The sequence below is a fragment of the Arenicella chitinivorans genome (genome assembly GCF_014651515.1).
Taxonomy (GTDB): Bacteria; Pseudomonadota; Gammaproteobacteria; order Arenicellales; family Arenicellaceae; genus Arenicella; species Arenicella chitinivorans.
Genome location: NZ_BMXA01000002.1, coordinates 1 through 16,376, shown reverse-complemented (window position 1 = coordinate 16,376; position 16,376 = coordinate 1). Strand labels below are relative to the sequence as shown.

The 16,376-nt window shown below is 44.8% G+C and carries 16 protein-coding genes; 2 read left to right on the top strand and 14 right to left on the bottom strand.

What is annotated here, in order from left to right; genetic code table 11:
- Positions 1-92: 92 nt before the first annotated feature.
- The 7 genes from IE055_RS05185 to IE055_RS05155 form a co-directional block, all read right to left on the bottom strand.
- On the bottom strand, positions 93-503 hold the full coding sequence (locus IE055_RS05185; protein WP_229794151.1) for a GFA family protein: 411 nt from the start codon (positions 501-503) through the stop codon (positions 93-95).
- A gap of 50 nt (positions 504-553) precedes the next feature.
- Positions 554-976 (bottom strand): hypothetical protein, encoded by a 423-nt coding sequence (locus IE055_RS05180; protein WP_189398967.1) that lies wholly within the window; start codon positions 974-976, stop codon positions 554-556.
- Between the two features lie 102 nt (positions 977-1,078).
- The gene (locus IE055_RS05175; protein ID WP_189398966.1) at positions 1,079-1,555 is read right to left on the bottom strand and encodes a DUF6653 family protein; all 477 of its coding nucleotides are present in this window, start codon (positions 1,553-1,555) and stop codon (positions 1,079-1,081) included.
- 93 nt (positions 1,556-1,648) lie between these two features.
- Positions 1,649-1,945: a hypothetical protein gene (locus tag IE055_RS05170; protein WP_189398965.1), complete on the bottom strand. Its 297-nt coding sequence runs from the start codon at positions 1,943-1,945 to the stop codon at positions 1,649-1,651.
- 105 nt (positions 1,946-2,050) lie between these two features.
- Positions 2,051-2,581, bottom strand: coding sequence for a hypothetical protein (locus IE055_RS05165; protein ID WP_189398964.1), 531 nt, complete (start codon positions 2,579-2,581; stop codon positions 2,051-2,053).
- Between the two features lie 417 nt (positions 2,582-2,998).
- Positions 2,999-4,918: an FG-GAP repeat domain-containing protein gene (locus IE055_RS05160; protein WP_189398963.1), complete on the bottom strand. Its 1,920-nt coding sequence runs from the start codon at positions 4,916-4,918 to the stop codon at positions 2,999-3,001.
- A 309-nt stretch (positions 4,919-5,227) separates the two neighbouring features.
- Entirely contained in the window at positions 5,228-8,164 is a 2,937-nt protein-coding gene (locus IE055_RS05155; RefSeq protein ID WP_189398962.1) for a response regulator, read from the bottom strand.
- 591 nt (positions 8,165-8,755) lie between these two features.
- Here IE055_RS05155 and IE055_RS05150 point away from each other — a divergent pair.
- A complete protein-coding gene (locus IE055_RS05150) occupies positions 8,756-9,721 on the top strand; it encodes an Lcl C-terminal domain-containing protein (protein WP_189398961.1) in 966 nt (321 codons plus the stop codon).
- Between the two features lie 460 nt (positions 9,722-10,181).
- On the opposite strand, the gene IE055_RS05145 is transcribed toward IE055_RS05150, so the two are convergent.
- The 7 genes from IE055_RS05145 to IE055_RS05115 form a co-directional block, all read right to left on the bottom strand.
- The gene (locus IE055_RS05145; protein WP_189398960.1) at positions 10,182-10,559 is read right to left on the bottom strand and encodes a Bor/Iss family lipoprotein; all 378 of its coding nucleotides are present in this window, start codon (positions 10,557-10,559) and stop codon (positions 10,182-10,184) included.
- Positions 10,560-10,561: 2 nt separating this feature from the next.
- Positions 10,562-10,903 (bottom strand): Bor family protein, encoded by a 342-nt coding sequence (locus IE055_RS05140; protein ID WP_229794150.1) that lies wholly within the window; start codon positions 10,901-10,903, stop codon positions 10,562-10,564.
- Complete coding sequence (locus IE055_RS05135) at positions 10,903-12,372, bottom strand: ATP-binding protein (protein ID WP_189398959.1); 1,470 nt, start codon at positions 12,370-12,372, stop codon at positions 10,903-10,905. Before IE055_RS05135 ends, IE055_RS05140 begins: the two co-directional genes overlap by 1 nt.
- A 19-nt stretch (positions 12,373-12,391) precedes the next feature.
- Positions 12,392-13,069, bottom strand: a complete 678-nt coding sequence (locus IE055_RS05130; protein WP_189398958.1) for a response regulator transcription factor — start codon at positions 13,067-13,069, stop codon at positions 12,392-12,394.
- A complete protein-coding gene (locus IE055_RS05125) occupies positions 13,069-13,659 on the bottom strand; it encodes a PepSY domain-containing protein (protein ID WP_189398957.1) in 591 nt (196 codons plus the stop codon). The genes IE055_RS05130 and IE055_RS05125 overlap by 1 nt, the downstream gene beginning before the upstream one ends.
- Before the next feature lie 177 nt (positions 13,660-13,836).
- Entirely contained in the window at positions 13,837-14,193 is a 357-nt protein-coding gene (locus tag IE055_RS05120) for a DUF4156 domain-containing protein (protein ID WP_189398956.1), read from the bottom strand.
- Between the two features lie 37 nt (positions 14,194-14,230).
- Positions 14,231-15,031, bottom strand: a complete 801-nt coding sequence (locus tag IE055_RS05115; RefSeq protein ID WP_189398955.1) for a MipA/OmpV family protein — start codon at positions 15,029-15,031, stop codon at positions 14,231-14,233.
- 426 nt (positions 15,032-15,457) lie between these two features.
- Between IE055_RS05115 and IE055_RS05110 the strand changes: the two genes are divergently transcribed.
- The gene (locus IE055_RS05110) at positions 15,458-16,315 is read left to right on the top strand and encodes a transposase (protein WP_189398954.1); all 858 of its coding nucleotides are present in this window, start codon (positions 15,458-15,460) and stop codon (positions 16,313-16,315) included.
- Positions 16,316-16,376: the final 61 nt, after the last annotated feature.

The following is a 16,376-nucleotide window of genomic DNA, read 5'->3' as shown; positions in this document are numbered from 1 at the left end:
TAGTAACCTCTTTGGTGTAAATCTAGCGCCGCAAAAACGGGCACTGCATGGTGGTTGGTTTTTCAGGGCATGAACGATGTTGGCGCAATTTATTAGGCATTTTTACTACCATAACCCTCGGGATGCTGAATGCCTGAATCACCAATTATCTGCCAAGATGCTTTTGATGCGACATACAAATTGTGCGCTACTTTTAAATTTTCGTGACCAGACGTAAGCGTGCCGACCGGAATATACATTTGATGTTCATCATTTTTCCCCGGCAGTGAAGAACCGCATACCTTACAAAAGTTTGCGTGCCAGTCATGCTCAGGCTTAGACCAATACGTTATTGAGTCTTGGCCTTTAAGCCAACGAAAATCTGTGTTTTTAACAATAACAACGGCAATACCACCACTGCCAGTTAAAGAACGGCAGATAGAGCAATGGCAAACAAAAACGTCTGATACATCCGTATCAGCATTGTACTCAACAGAACCGCAGTTACATTTTCCAGTTAGCAAAATTACTCCTCGCCTAGTCGCGTAATGGGTAGTTATGGGACAGTCGGGCATCACCAAGCATAGATCACTACCACTACCGCATTGGTGAGCATCAAAGAGAAATCCGTTATGAAGATAAACCGCATTAAGCCTTTTATCTGCCATACTCCTTTGCCTTTTCTATTCTCTAATGCAATTGGAAGGTTGGCCACAAATTGCGATCCATGCGCTATAGCGATTACAGCAAAGAGAATAATTCGTTGTTCTAGTTCCGGAAATAGAGAGACATTGAACAATAAAATTACGCTTAGAACGCAGAAAGCGAAATTGAACCCGCCCAAAAATGGCCCCGTCGCAGCCAAGGTTTCGAAAACTGGCGTTTCTCGATACTCCTTCGGCACAATGATCTTCGCAAAGATCATTCTGCGAAAGGCAAATAGATGAAAGCCCAAACCAAACCAAACTGCATTAACTACAAGAACTAATTCAATCATTCCAACTCACTTTTTTTGCACGTTGATCAGCCGAAATAGAAGGCCGAACAAAGTGGCATAACAACGGTTGCGTCCATTCTAATTGACAACTTCTTATGTATTTTAGGTTACGGAATCTTCGTATAACCACACCATACGATCCAAGAACCACATTTTCGCCAAATACACGAAGGTTGTACCATGAATTGTAAGATAAATATCTAATTTCCAGACACCATAAACAAGTATTACTCCTCCGATAGTTTGCAGTACATTTAATATCACTATCATGTTCTGGTGGCCTTGGGGTATCGGTACCTCATTCCTTTTCATAAACAGACGCTCACCCAGTACTGCCTTAGCACCCCAGCTCTTATAGTTGGTCGGCTTTCCAAACAAAGTCGGGTTTATCCAAATCCAAAATATCAGAATAGATATTGGAATGACACAGTACCACCCGATCCACACTCGTGACCAAATGCTGAGAACCATAAAGGGAAGCGTTGCAAATCGGGTCCAGATCGACCAGGGATTTGCATGGCGGAGCCAACTTTCATCATCTGGCAAGAACACTTTAGAAATTAATTTATCTAACTTCATACTCTACCTGCCTACCTATTTGTATAACACCGCAAATGCGGGCGCCGTTTACTTCGTCCCAGCGAGCACCGCGCGTAAAGGTGGCTTGCCCTGTTACCGGTTTCTATACTCATCTCGAACTTTTTCAACCTCTAAGGAACAACGATTCATTAGACACACGGCGATAGCCATGCCGATTGCTTCTGTTTCTTCCTTCAAAATTTTCTTTGCTTCTTCTACTTCGTTTCGATTTAAATGTTCCAAGACACTAACTTTGGAGTAGTAATCTCGAGCATGCAAGCCGTATTCACGATCATAGCTATCGATGTTCGATTTACCCCATAGCCCAAAACCCGTAAATACTAATACAAGTGAAAGTAGGAATAACCACAAGGGTACTTTACGATTCATCACGATACCTATAATGTCAAAAGCAAAGGCGAACAGAACGTAATTTTAAAGAGTCCATGTGCGGGTCTTTTTGCGGTCTCCTCGTGCCTTTGCATGTTAGCCCTACTAGGCACACTCACTAGACAAAACCTCAACGACGTTACCAGTTTTTGGCTCGACTATTAATACCGTGAAGGTATCGAAATAATCCTCGGGGTTGGCAACACCATCCGCTATTAGACCTTCGTAGTTTTCTACGCCCTGATAGGAATAGTTGGCGAAAACCTTTGCTGGGCTTTCAGGGTGTGGAGATAGATTGCTATTCTCAGACTCGCAAGAGTGATCCTCAATTTGGCCATTCCAACCATGGATTTGGGGATCAAATATTGTGGCGGCGTATCCGCAGTTAGGACAACTGACTTTAACTGGTGGGAAAAGTTCCGTTTTCTCCCTTTTTTTGAAAAAGCCACTTACTCGAACTTGCTGGTTAGTGTTCAACTCAAGTTCTTGATTGCCACACTTGCAAGACAACTGCTTGGTCGTGAACAACAGTCCCGTATTCCAACTTCTTGGTAGCTTGATATCGGAAACGGATACCTTAAATCCAGTGAGGCAATCAGGCGTTTTTTCAAGTAAACTTTTTATTATCTGTTCCATATTTTCACCAGTGAGGTTACGCCGATAACCGGAGCGCTCCGAGGAAGCGACAGCGTTCAGCCTACGATGCCACATCCCACCTGAAAAGGCCTTTGATATCGATGTTGGCTCCTAAACGCTCATAAATCTTTATTGCGCCATGGTTAAATACCCTAGCTGGACACCCATCAAGGTGGTTGACTCATCAAGGTGGTTGACTCTAAGTGGCTAGAAATTAGCGCAATTTGGCCAGATTATCTTTGCTAATGAAGAAACCCTAGTGAGAATGTTTTTTCGAATCAATGAAATAACTATATAGGACTAGGGAAATGCTCTATCACCTAAGATAATGCCACTTTACCCTACCCTGGAGTACTACTCACCGTTTTTAGAATAACCGGTTTGCCGCGATGGCAAACCGATTACCTAAAGCAAGGTTTAATTTGGTGGTATAAAATCTTGATGTACCTCAGGAACGCCACCCCCCTTGCACCCATGAGGCTCATTGATTTTGCTATGTATCGAGGCGTCGGTTCCACGTATGCCTTCGTCACCACAGGCATTGGCTAGCCCCTTGTTATGTATCGGTGCTGTAGAGCCAATAAACGCTTGGCAAACGTCGTGCACAACCAGAGCAAAGTAGCGTCTTCTTGAATCAGTCAAGCCGCGCGCATTTTTGCCGCATTGTTCTCCACATAAACCTATGCAAGAAGAAGCATATTTATTTTTTCTGCCGATACTGGGGTACCATGGATCGTTGAAATTATCCACAACGGCGCAATAACATTTTTGACCTTTAAAAATGTTTCCAGTATCAAATTGGGCCATTATAGGTATTTGATCTGATGGTCGTTTTCCATCAGCCGTGGAAATAAAATGTGTTGTGCCCATGTACGAATTACGTTTGACGAAATGTGTTCCAGGGTAAGATTTACGCTTGCAACTGCAGGGAAAGACCTCGCCATTTTTCAGTGCTCGCTTCTCGCCTAATAAAATTAAATCTGGAAAGCCATCGTTATTAAGGTCCTCAATACGTTTGTCAACGGAGTCATCAAAATGAGAAGATATGCTGGCCTGCTTTTCCGCGAGATCAAAGCCGCCCGCTCGAATGCCTGGTATCAATGTTGCTGTTCGTCCCTCTAGGCCAAAGAAATCAAGATAGCCATCTCGATTAAAATCCATAATTCGAGTTGAAGTGGCGGCAAAGGTAGGGTCCACTATTTCTACTTTAGAACTAAAATCAAACACCCCGTCAGATGTGCCGGGTATGAAATCAGCACGAGAAACACTACCTGAAGTAACTAGGCCAATAAAATCAGCATGGGAATCATTATTAATATCGGCAATTTGCACAGCGTCGTATGGGAAGGCACCGACCGGTATTGCCTTTACGACGCTATTACTTGGAAACCCCTCAGCCGTACCAAGCGTGACGTAGATCGTCGTTTCACCTGAGTCAGCCACTGGTTCATATTTTATGGTAACAAGATCTTGATAGGTGTCACCGTTGACGTCTGCGAACTCTTTAAAGTCAGATTGCAAGTGATCGCCGCTAAGGATGGGAGGGGCATTATTAAAACGGCCGTTCGAGTTTGCTAAGGCTACCACCGCGGTGCCATCTTCGACCCCTACAAAGTCCAGTAAGCCATCGTTGTTTATATCGATAAACCGCTGAAAGCTGAAATCAAAATGGCTGCCCGTTGAATATTCGCCTTTAGAAGCATCTAAGTAGCCTGTATTTGTTCCTTGTATCACTACCGCCGTCGATGCATAAGTGGAAATGTAGTCAATATAACCGTTATTATTGAAATCGACTAGGGTCTTATGCTTCGAGTCTAACAAAGGGATGTTACGTGATATCGCCTGCTTATTCTGGTTGAAAATGGCAAATCTAATTTTTTTAAAGCCTTTTCTTCTTTGCGTCCAATCACCCTGCGTAACGATAACAGTGCCTTCGGTTTTTGAAAAAGAAATCAAATCAGCTCTATTATCATTCGTGATATCACGAACCTCGTGCTCATACAATGAGCCATCTTCAAAAGCAGGGAAATTGTCTGTCCAGCGTCTGCGGCCGTCCGCAGCTGTGTTGCTTGTGCCGCGCATAATATGCACCTTAGCACCATCAATTCCAATATAGTCCTTATAGCCGTCAGCATCGACATCGGCGAAGAATTTTTCAGGAAAGAAAAAGTCATCATGAGTTTGCTCAACTCGACTGTCGCTCGGCAAACCACTTAAGTTAGCAATCCCAGGAAACGTGGTTTTCTGGTTAGGGCGTAGCTCTGCGCTTGAAGTATTAAGCGTATTAAGAGCAACAAAACCGACAGCCATGGCCATAAATTTTGATCTAAATTTCATTTTTAACCTCATTACATTGAATGTAAATTTCGTAATTACCGTGGCTAAGTTACTCACTCAATTCAGTGCTGTCAGTAGCAAACTGGCGCCTTGAAAGGTTTAGGGTTAACTTTGACAGGTTTGAGGCAAGCGACATCACAAGGCTTCTTTACTATATTTATTCTTGTTACGTTGCGAGCTGGTACAGGTGAATCAGAACACAATCGATATCCACTGCCTGAATTGCCACTACCAAGGCTATTATGAAGAACGGATGGCTCAACGCATGGGTATTCCTACGGTGTTTCTAGTTGATGTGAATCGACGAGACTATGAATTAATCCTATTTGCGCTGGGGGCAAATTCTATCGGCATATTAAATGTTTTTTCATAAAGACTCGCGAAATAAGCTGGTTTACTGAAACCCACGGATCGAGTGAGCTCAGCAATGCTTCGAACACTCCCTTCCGAGAGCTTTTGTCGAGCGAGTTCTAGCCGGCAATGTCTAATAAACGCAGCCGGTGTGAATTGAGCTTCTTCCGCTACCCTTCTGCGCAACGTCGCTTCGCTAACATGCAAGGCCTTGGCCAGTTCTTCAACGCCAAAACTCGGCTCTGTAAGCCGTTGATTAACAACTTTTCTTACTTTTTCAATAAACGATAGCGATTTATTTTTGACCTTACCCTCTGAGCCGCCGTCATGTGTGGAGTCTTGTTGCCGATAAAAAGCGGCAAACTGCGCTTGCTTGTTGAGTAGGTTACGAATGCGAATCTTGAGCTCATCGCCGTTAAAGGGTTTGACTAAATAGTCATCTACCGCTGCCATCAAGCCATTCATTCGGTCTTGCATACCTGCGCGCGCAGTTAGCATAATCACCGGCACCTGTGAGAAAACCGGCTGTTTTTTAATAGACGTGACAAATTCTAGGCCATCTCGATTAGGCATCATTAAGTCGGTGATAATCAAGTCAGGTAGCTGCTTATGCAGAACCTCTTCGGCCAAAACGCCATCGTTTGCCGTTAAAACTTCATACTCATTTTCCAGGAAGCGCTGAATATAGCTACGCATCTCTTTATTATCGTCTACGACGAGTATGGTTTTTCGCCTTCGGGTACTCGGTGTTACCTGATTGTCGTCTATCCTAGAATGCTCGGCTGACTGAGTAATTATCGCGAGAGCATCCCAATTTGACTCGCTCTCAAAAGCAATATCATTGTCATTTAAATGCGCCCTACCAAGTGGTAAATTGATTTTAAAAGAAGCGCCTTTTCGTACTCCATCATCACCTGAAATGTTGGTTACTGAGACCTCCCCGGCATGCAATTCAATAAGTTCTTTTACCAGTGCAAGGCCAATTCCGGTACCAACGCCTGATTTAGCGAGCTCAGAGGAATCGGATTGAAAATACCGGTCAAACACAAACGGAATTTCATCGCTAGGAATACCGCCACCCGTATCAGACACTGTAATTTCGACGTATTCATCGCCACTGAACTCGTTTTCATCTTTATGAGCTGGTGCTGTAGATCGAATATCAACGATGATTTCGCCATTCTCATGCGTGAACTTGATTGCGTTACTTAATAAATTGCTGATGATGATTCGGAGTTTCTCAAGATCAACATAAGCGTGAACTTCAGCGAGATTGGTCACCAGCTCCAACTTGATCTTTTTTTGCTCTGCTAAGTTCGTAAACTGAGCCAATAGTTCTTTGACTGCGCCAACTATATTCGTTCGAGACGCTTTTAAACCCAATAATTTCTCGTCTATTTCGCTTAGTAAAAGAATTTGATCGATAAGATTTTTTAGAGAGTTAGAGTTCTTAAGAACGCCCTGAATCGTCGATTTTTCTTGAAAAGTATTCTGTGCCAACAGCATCTTTAAAGGCCCCTCGATAAGTGTGAGAGGCGTACGAAATTCATGACTGATATTGGCAAAAAACCTTGACTTAGACTCGTCCATCTTGAGCAATTTGTTTGCCTTTTGCTCCAAGTCAGAATTTATTTTTTTAATGTGAGCTGTTTTTTGCTCAAGTTCGGCTTCGAGTTGAATGTTGTAATTGGTCTTTAACGTATTCGATATATTCAGCTGCTCTACGGCGGCTTGTTGTGCCGCTTGCTTTTCACGATAGGCGATCAGGATTGTGAAAATAGAGATGAAAATCATCGCGATCACTGCGCCAGTAACGATAGGAAATGGAACATAATATTGGCTTGTTATACCAAAACTAAAAGCAACTTGATCCAACAGACTCAAACTTAATGGTGTAAAACTGATGAGGATATACTTAGGAACCGATTGGCCATCTTTGATTAATGTATAGGCAGGAACATAAAACGCAAAATAAAAGGAGAATACCAAAGCCACTGAATCTAAAACCATGGTAAAAACCTCCTCACCGTATGTGAAAGACAGGAAAAACAGAGGTATAGAAACAATGGTAATGACGTTGCCCACCAAATTAAGACGCGGGTAGTTTTTTAAATCTTGAAATTGCTTGAAGAAGAACGTAGCTAAAATGATTGCCAAGGGGTAGAAGACGAAGGTTCCAAGTTCACTGAAACGCAGATGGTCAGCGCTAAAATACTTTACAAGGCGACCGTCGAGCGATAGCCAGACCATAAACACGCAACTGCTCCACAGAACATAGAGCAACGACGTAAACTGACGCGCAATGATAAATACGAGTAAATTGAGCACCATTAACGTCAAAAAAACACCAACAAAAATACTCGAGAGGTGATCCTGAACGCTTTTACTCAGGTCATAACTTACTCGGTCCCAAAGTCGAGTAGATAATATTGGTTCTCTTAAAAAGTTTTTTTGCTCGTTAAATCGTTGTTGTAATAAATTTTCTGAAGACTTAACTCTGAAGAGGAACTGTTGCGTTTCTCCGGCTCCCAAATTTATCGAAAAGCCGAATTCTGGATTCGGCATATCTCGAGTGCTCAAAAGTTTGTTATTGCTTGTTTGAAAAGAAGACGAATTTTTCTTCGACGGATAAAAATAGACGTCCTGTAACGTTGGAGGGCCCAGCTCGAAGACTAAGTTATGAGTATCGTCTGATGAGTTTTTTAAACAAAATAAAAACCAGTGCTCTGACCTATCTTCTTTATCGACTGTCTCCTCTTTCTTGCTCGATATGCTATTGACTGCCACAAAATCAAAATCATCTAGTACGTTGACACCGTTTTGTGAATCATCAGCGTCAATTTTATTCGCGCCCACGTGGTATCCAAGATTCGAGAAGAGCGATACTCCTTTCATAGTCGACTCGGTCTCGACACACGCGATATCGGTAGAGCCCCTTGAACCCTTTCCAGTTGACGCACTTGCGCCCGGATAAAGTTGACTGCAACACATCAAGTATGCGCAAATCAGTAATATGCTATGTCTAGACACAATCACTTCCATCAACTGGCCTCTAATGGGAAATCACGCAAATTGCAGGTGTCATTGTATGCGCGTTATTTGAGTGCTTGCAAAATATAAGGAACAAAAAAATGCATCAAAAAAATGGACACCCACTGGCGACTTCCCATTACTAGGATTTGTGTTGGCGTTAGTTGCCGAACCAGAGTCGACAAAAAGTCAGTTACCGTGATCTTTGAATCAAAAGATGCACCAAAAGATGGACACCCACTGGCAACTTCCCATTACTAGAATTTGTGTTGGCGTTAGTTACCGAACCAGAGTCGACGAAAAGTCAGGTACCGTGATCTTTGAATAGCGTCTAAACCCGATTTCTCATGCCACCCTGCTAAATATGCCTCGCTGAAAAATAGGTATTCACACTGAGTGAAATTAGATTTTTAATTGTTATGCTGGAGGCATGTTTGATTAAGACGGAACCTGCTTATGCTGTTTCTCAAGATGAGATTACCTTGTCTTGCTATGTTGACACTGTTGTGTTTTGCAAGCACTGTGAACGCCAAGAACAACGTTGTCGTGATCCCTCTGTTCGATGACAGTACACCCGCTGTGTATGCGCCAATAAAATCTGATGAAGCCCCTAGGTCTGACTACTATATTCATTCAGAAACGGCCGTTGATCTGATAACAGGTCTAGAATGGCAACGGCATGAGCAGTCGCTATTTGATCGTACTTGGTCGGACGCGAATCAATATTGCCGCCAGTTAAACCTACGAGACCATAACGATTGGCGTTTACCGTCGATTAAAGAGTTAATCGGCATCACTGACTACACCAGGTTCGCTCCTGCCCTAAGTGTACAAGCTTTTCCGTCCCCAAATTCCAGCCGGGATTATTGGTCGAACACCATCGACCCTGTTAATAGTTCTTTAGCTCGGACGATCGATGTTTGGAACGGTCAAGTACGTAACGCAATGAGAACCCACAGTAGATTCGTTCGATGTGTACGCGCCGGAAACTCAAGTGGATCAACTTTCATCGATCACAATGACGGCACCATTGAAGATCTCTCATTTGGTTTGATGTGGGAGAAAGCCACCTTTGGCTCAGGACCCGGCAATTTAATTGCTGCCACCAATTATTGCAATGAGCTAGACCTGGGAGGGTTTCGCGATTGGCGAGTACCGGCGTTGAAGGAGCTAGTTAGCTTGGTAGAGGTTCGAGCACATACAGAATTTGAGATAAACGCCATCTTTGAATACCATAACGATTATAGAGATAGAGAACAACTGCTGACGACAACCACCAATGTTACCAACACGCCTGAGGTTTGGGCAGTACGATTCAATCAGATTAGTCCAAATGATTCGAATGGAAGTACCGTTTACTCTGTACCTAAAACTGGTTATTTCAATAGCGGAGTGAAGTGCGTCCGTAACACGAAATTATGATTACGCGCACGCAGTCTCCCTGCGCTGAAAACCAGTCAATTCACAGATAAAAATCGACTCAGACGCCACCTAAACGCTACTGAATCAATCGTGGTTAAGATTCTTTTTTGCCGACTGTATAACGAGTTTTTACCAATTAAGCCAATCATTCGATGACAACATGCATACTCGATGACCAACTTTTGTAACAACTTTTGGACACCCATCCTAATTATTAATTTCCTTAGGCTGTGAGTGTCCTGTTCTTCCTCTATTTTTCCTTCTCGAAATAGATTCACCTTTCCCTGCACTAGCTCAATGATTTGTGCCTGAAGGGAATATATGTAAAAAGTTATGGTGGCACATTTTTTGAGAAAACTCCCTCCAAATTCTCAGCATGGTTGGACAGGCGAAAAGTAAGACCCTGACCATGGAGGCACCTCAAGTCTCGATAGGAGGCTTAGAGACGCCTTCGCACATGTTAAGGGGTTAGCGACTCCGCTTGCTCATAGTCGCCAATTGGTACTTCATAACAGTTGACCTTATTGGTCCATGCGCTGTAGAAAGAAACCAAAGAAGTGCTGGGCACCAGAACGACAGGTAAAGCGTTGAGTAACGTGAACTCAGTGGTAACGGTCGTCCATGCTCTTTTTCCGCATATGGATTCAATGTTGAGTGGCTTGCTAATCTCAACCATGCCGTTAAGGGTGGAATGGTGCCAGCGATTGACGCTTTTACTTTCTACCGATTGCTCGTGTTGAACAAACTCAATTGTGCTGCACCCTGACAGTACGCACAATGCGAATGCGACAAATACTGCTGTTGACTTGCGGTGGTTAGAAGCAATAAACGGTCGCATTTTCATTGCCCCTCCTTGCACCATACTTTCGCTGTTCTAGGGGTATAAATACCGAGCGTCAGCAACGAAAGGAACCAATCAGAAGACGTGGTAACTGTCTGCATCTGCGTGACGTCACTGCCTTCGCACGCTTCATTGACATCGACTTTATGTTTGCCAATCGGCCCGCCGAAGTAAAACGGCTTACTGTCGAGGTAGTCGGGAGGTGAATTGTCTTTATCTCCCCCATTAGGTCGAATAGTCACTGTGGAGCACGCGGTGATAAACGTCGTCAACAGCACGCTCAGGGTTATTTTTCTAAGGAGAGTATTCTCTTTATTACACATATCTTTATCTCTACTCATCAAAAGGTTGGCATAGTTATTTGAAATAGGGCGCCACCCATGTTGGATTCTTTTACGCTAAGCGAGCCCCGATAACTATTAACAATATCAGCCACGATCGACAGTCCAAACCCCTGCCCCTCGCCACTGGAGTCCAACTGGACCCCACGTTCTAAAATCGCCGAACGATTCGCTTCAGGAACCCCACTGCCATCATCTTCAACAATAAAGTCCAATACTGACTGGCCGCTTTGGATGGTCGTTTTAAACGCCGTCAGACGCACCCTGTGCTCGCTGTGTTTAAACGCATTGTCTAAAAGGTTGCCAATCATTTCCAAAAGATCGTTTTCGTCACCGTAGAAAGACAGCCCTGTCTCTATTTCCAATTCCGCTAGAATGGTCTTTTGTGCATACACTTTTTTCAACGCCGAAATGATTTCGGTGGCGCTATTCGCCACCGCTATTTTCGAGACCACAGTAGGAGCACCACTGGGTATAGCGCGCTGAAGTTGATACTCAACAAGCTTCGTCATTCTAGCCACTTGTTTGGTGAGAATTTCGAGCAATTTTACTCGCGAGATAGGCTGCCCGTCATCGTCGATATCAGACCCCAGTCCCTTGAGTACTGAGAGCGGTGTCTTTAAACCATGAGACAAATCTGCCATACGCTCTCGGTAACGTTCGCGTTGATGTCGCTCATTTTCGATAAGTTGATTCAGATTCATGGTCAGTGGTATTAATTCCCTAGGATAGTTGCCTGCTAGCGAGCGAGCCTGACCCGTGCTCATACTCTCTACGTCCGCCGCCATTTTTCTGACAGGGCCAAGGCCGACGCGCAGAATAAGAGTCTGAAGCAACAGAAATATCAGACCGAAAGCGAGCAAACCTGCTGCGATGATGGTTCGATACTTTGACAGCTCGTCTTCATAATATCTGAAGTCTTCCATCACAGTGAAAATGTACTTGGTTTTAACACCGTCACGATTTGACCAAGTGGTGTTGTAACTAGACACATAATACTCTGTGCCATCGCCCCCTCGCGCCCGCCCAAAGTACCATTGACCACCGTCTGGCGCTGGAAACGAAAATTGCTTTTCCATCGCCGACACACTGCGCCAGACCTCATATTGCTGATTGTCGTCGGCCAGCCGTTTAACAAAGGCAAGAAGGTCTCCGCGCGTTTGGTTAAATCGTGGTTCGGTAATTCGAGCTGGCAAACGCATTGCGCCATCGTCGCTATTGCCAGAGGACAACAGTTGATAAGTATGCAACCTGAGTTTCTCTTGAATAACATTCTCGAGACTGATCGAAAATGCGGCGCGCAGCATTAACGCCGTTGTACATAAGAAGACGACCAGTATCAGTGCAGTCAGAACAAACATACGCTTAGTCAGCGAGAGCTTTGCAAACGAGGACGCAGTGTTCGACAACCAACCCAAAGACCGCTTGGTTGTTATTTGTGAATGACGCGGTGTCTTTGTTTGAATCATGTTCATCAAGACCGTCGATTCAATCCGCGAGTTGCCTGAATCGATACCCGCGTCCACGCAAGGTTTCGATGGGTTGTAATGTACCGCTTGGGTCTAGCTTTTTACGTAGCCTTGCGATAATGACTTCGATGACATTGCTTTCCGTTTCTTCATCCACACCATACAGCTGATCGATGAGCGTGAACTTACTGGTGATTTTCTGGGGGTTCATCATAAAGTACTCGAGCACCTTGAACTCGAATGCAGTAAGGTTCACTTCCTCATTGTTGACACAAATTATTTGACTGCTTAAGTCCAGGCATATTGGTCCAATCTGCAGCTTGCTCTTTGTGCGGCCGGTTGATCGGCGCAACAACGCACTGACGCGGGCCACTAACTCCTCAAACTGAAAAGGCTTGACTAGATAATCATCCGCACCGGAATTCAGGCCCTCGACTTTGGACTTCCACCCAGTTCGAGCAGTTAGGATAAGTACCGGCAGATCATGGTTGTTTGTGCGAAGTTGTTGGATAAGTTGCATGCCATCCATGCGCGGAAGACCTAGATCGACGATCGCCAATGCTATTTCATATTCTGAGAGGTAAAACAGCGCCTCAACGCCATCTTCGGCCACGCTGACTTGATAGCCCAAATGGCCAAGTTTTCGTTGCAATTGCCCCTGTATTTCTTGATCGTCCTCGACTACCAAAATGCGCATTATGGATTGTCCTCCTCACTCTCACCGCCTAACTCAGATCCAGGCGAATCTCCCTGTTCTGGCGCCGATTGGCTTATTGTTTTTTGAGTTGCTTGGTCGAGCCCTGTTTTGTCACGTGAAACAATATTGCCCGACACGGCATCAACATAGATAATGTGGATCTCACCGATTCTAGAAATGAGTTTCACGCGGTATCTGTTGCTCTTCGTTATCAGCTTGACGTACAACACATCGCCGGCGATGTGCTGTCGGGCAAATTCACCCGCTTGGTCAATTCCAATTAGTGCGACTTCGCCTACAGGGTGAACTCGCTTTGCTTGGTCTGGCTCAACGGTGTTCTGCGGTTGAGCTGACTGACCCCCATCTTGTTGCTCATCCTTCTGCTCGGGCTCGTTAATTTGTCGCTCCATCCAGCTTGTCAAAGGCTTTACCAAACTTTCAACCCAAGTTGTGGTCGGTGCAATTCTCTCCTCTAACCATATTTCATCGCCCTTTTTTGGGCCTTGATCAGCCTTGTTTTGCTTTTCCGCATCTTCGGCATCTGCGGCTCCACTACAGAGCAGCAGAATAATAAGGAAGCGACGTTTCAACGTTTATACCTTTAGAAATAAAGATGTTAATGGGGTTGCTTTAGTAACGGTGACCAGATGCATCGTAACATTGATGCAAGCTCTATATAAACTAGCGTTTCAATTCCAATAACCACAGACAACCCCACTACATCTAGCGCTCACTAAGACTGGGTATCAAGCTGATATGACCATTCTTCAAGACTGTCTTGAGCATTTGTATACATTGCCCGATAAAACCACGCTGGTTTGATCTTGGCTGCCAAAGTCATCATAGAAGATTCCTGATTGTGCTGACCGTTGTGTGAGCAAATAAACCACATTGCCGCCCATGGCGTAGGCTTTATTTTTAAGATCGTGTCTAGCGCCAGTCTCGAGTTCTTCACTGGAGATGAATATATTGTCTTCAGCACCTGTAATGTCACCTAGGAATTGACAGTTTTCGGGGTTGGGTTCCGTATGGGTAAGTCTTACCATTGAGGCCGCGGGTTCCAGCACGGTTGAGGCACATGCGCTTAAAGTTAGTAAGATAAAGAGGGTAGTTAAATTCTTCATTATGAACTCCGAGGGTAAATCTATCGCGTTGATTTGATTAGAAGTTATAGTTAATGCCAATTGACGCTTGGTACACCACGTCCTCATCGAGTATGGGGCTGTCTTTGAACTCAGAACCGAGCTTGCTGACGCCAGTTTCAACGTTGATATCCCAATTTTCAGTGAACTCATAACGAGCGCGAATTCCAGCAAACGCAACAAAGGTATCGTCTGCACTAAACTCGGGCCGAGTAGTCGTTGCTTCGCTCTCACTGACGCCGACGTAATGATTCACGTAGTCTGCACTCAACCACTGCGCACCAAGCTCGGGATTGATGTTCCAGTCACCAGCCTTTAGGTCAAACGTATACTTAATTAGCGCCGATCGTCCATCGTGCTCGTTACCGGCGTCTGTGAGTACATTAAAACTCAGGCGGCCTAGATCAGTATCATGATTCACATAAATACCGCCAAGAATTGTGCCATCACGTTCATTTAGACCGGCTAGCTTCTCATTCTTCTTATAGTCGTCGCTATCGAGCAAGAAACCGGCGTCCAGCGCAAATTTCAATCCCGCGCTAAAGCCATTGCTTCTCGTGATGTGTACATTCAAGCTACCGTCTTGATAAAAAATACGCTCGCCGTTGTACCGCAAATTTGGAGAGATCCAAGCATCGTCGTCTTCACCGCTGTAGGGGTTACTGAACGCACCCAGTGTGGCACCGACAACCCATTTGCTGTTACTGTCACCCGGGCCAATTGCATCGCCTGCGTTGCTTGGAAGAGAAAATGCACTGGCCGCGCTGAACGTCGAGAGAGCCATCAAGGCAGTCGTTTTTGATCTGAATAAAGTAATCATAAGAGTGTTCCGATTTAGGTTGAGTTATTTAACTCTCGCTACTCTAAGCCAGTGCTCTGAATGAAAACTTAACCGTAGATTAACTGAACCTTAACTAGTCGATTTCTTGCTTGAACTAGTTTCTTGTTAGTTTCTTGTTGGACACCCACTTTGAGTTTCTTGTTGTGTAGTTTATTGTTGGATGTAGTTTCTTGTTGGACACCCACTTTGAGTTTCTTGTTGGGAGTTTCTTGTTGGACACCCACTTAACTCTTCTTATCTCTTGAATTCTACCCGGCTCTATGAGACTTTAATAAGCTCAACGGATTGAAACAGGAGACAAGGATGGCGCTTCCTCGCAAACAGTTGGTATCACTCAGTGACACCCTCTTTTATCATTGTGTTTCGCGCTGCGTCCGGCGTGCTTATCTATGCGGGTTCGACCGCGTGACAGCGAAGAGCTATGAACACCGCCGTGACTGGTTAGAGTTGAAGCTTCGTCGCACAGCCGACATCTTCGCTATTAAACTCTGCTCGTACGCGGTGATGAGTAATCACTACCATGTCGTGCTACATGTTCGACCCGATATTGCAGAAGCATGGTCGGAACGCGAAGTGGTCGAGCGATGGAGCAACCTTTTTGTTGGCACACTGTTTTCACAACGCTACTTGGCTGGCGAACCACTGAGTGAACAACAATGGGCGGTGCTCCGGCGAGATATCAAATGCTGGCGCAATCGGCTGATGGATATTTCCTGGTTTATGCGCATTGTGAATGAGTCAATTGCGCGACAAGCCAACAAAGAAGACCGGTGTACAGGTCGGTTCTGGGAAGGCCGTTTTAAGAGCCAGGCGCTCTTGGATGAGCGCGCGTTATTATCGTGTATGGCTTATGTGGACCTAAACCCAATTCGAGCTCGAATGGCAAATTCGCCTGATGAGTCTGACCACACTGCTATCAAATACCGCATCGAAGTGCTGACACACGACATTTCAGCGTGCTCCGGATTAGAACAATTTGTGGGAATAACGAAGCATGCAATCGGTATCCCTTACAGACTCAAAGACTATCTCAATTTAGTCGACTGGACCGGACGCAGTATTCGACATGACAAACATGGCTCTATTCCAGACCAGATCCCTCCCATTCTTCAGCGGCTCGACTTAGATATGGCATCTTGGATAATACTCACCACCGAGTTTGAGGCGCGGTTTCAGAGTTGGGTTGGAAGTGCACATATAAACCGGCGCGTTTGCCGTGGTAACTTAGCCCAAGCAGCAAGCCGTTCTCTAACACCCGTTTAAAGCAAAAGTAATTACTACTTAGCCTTCATCACGCAAGTGAGAAATTCGCTCGCCATGTATC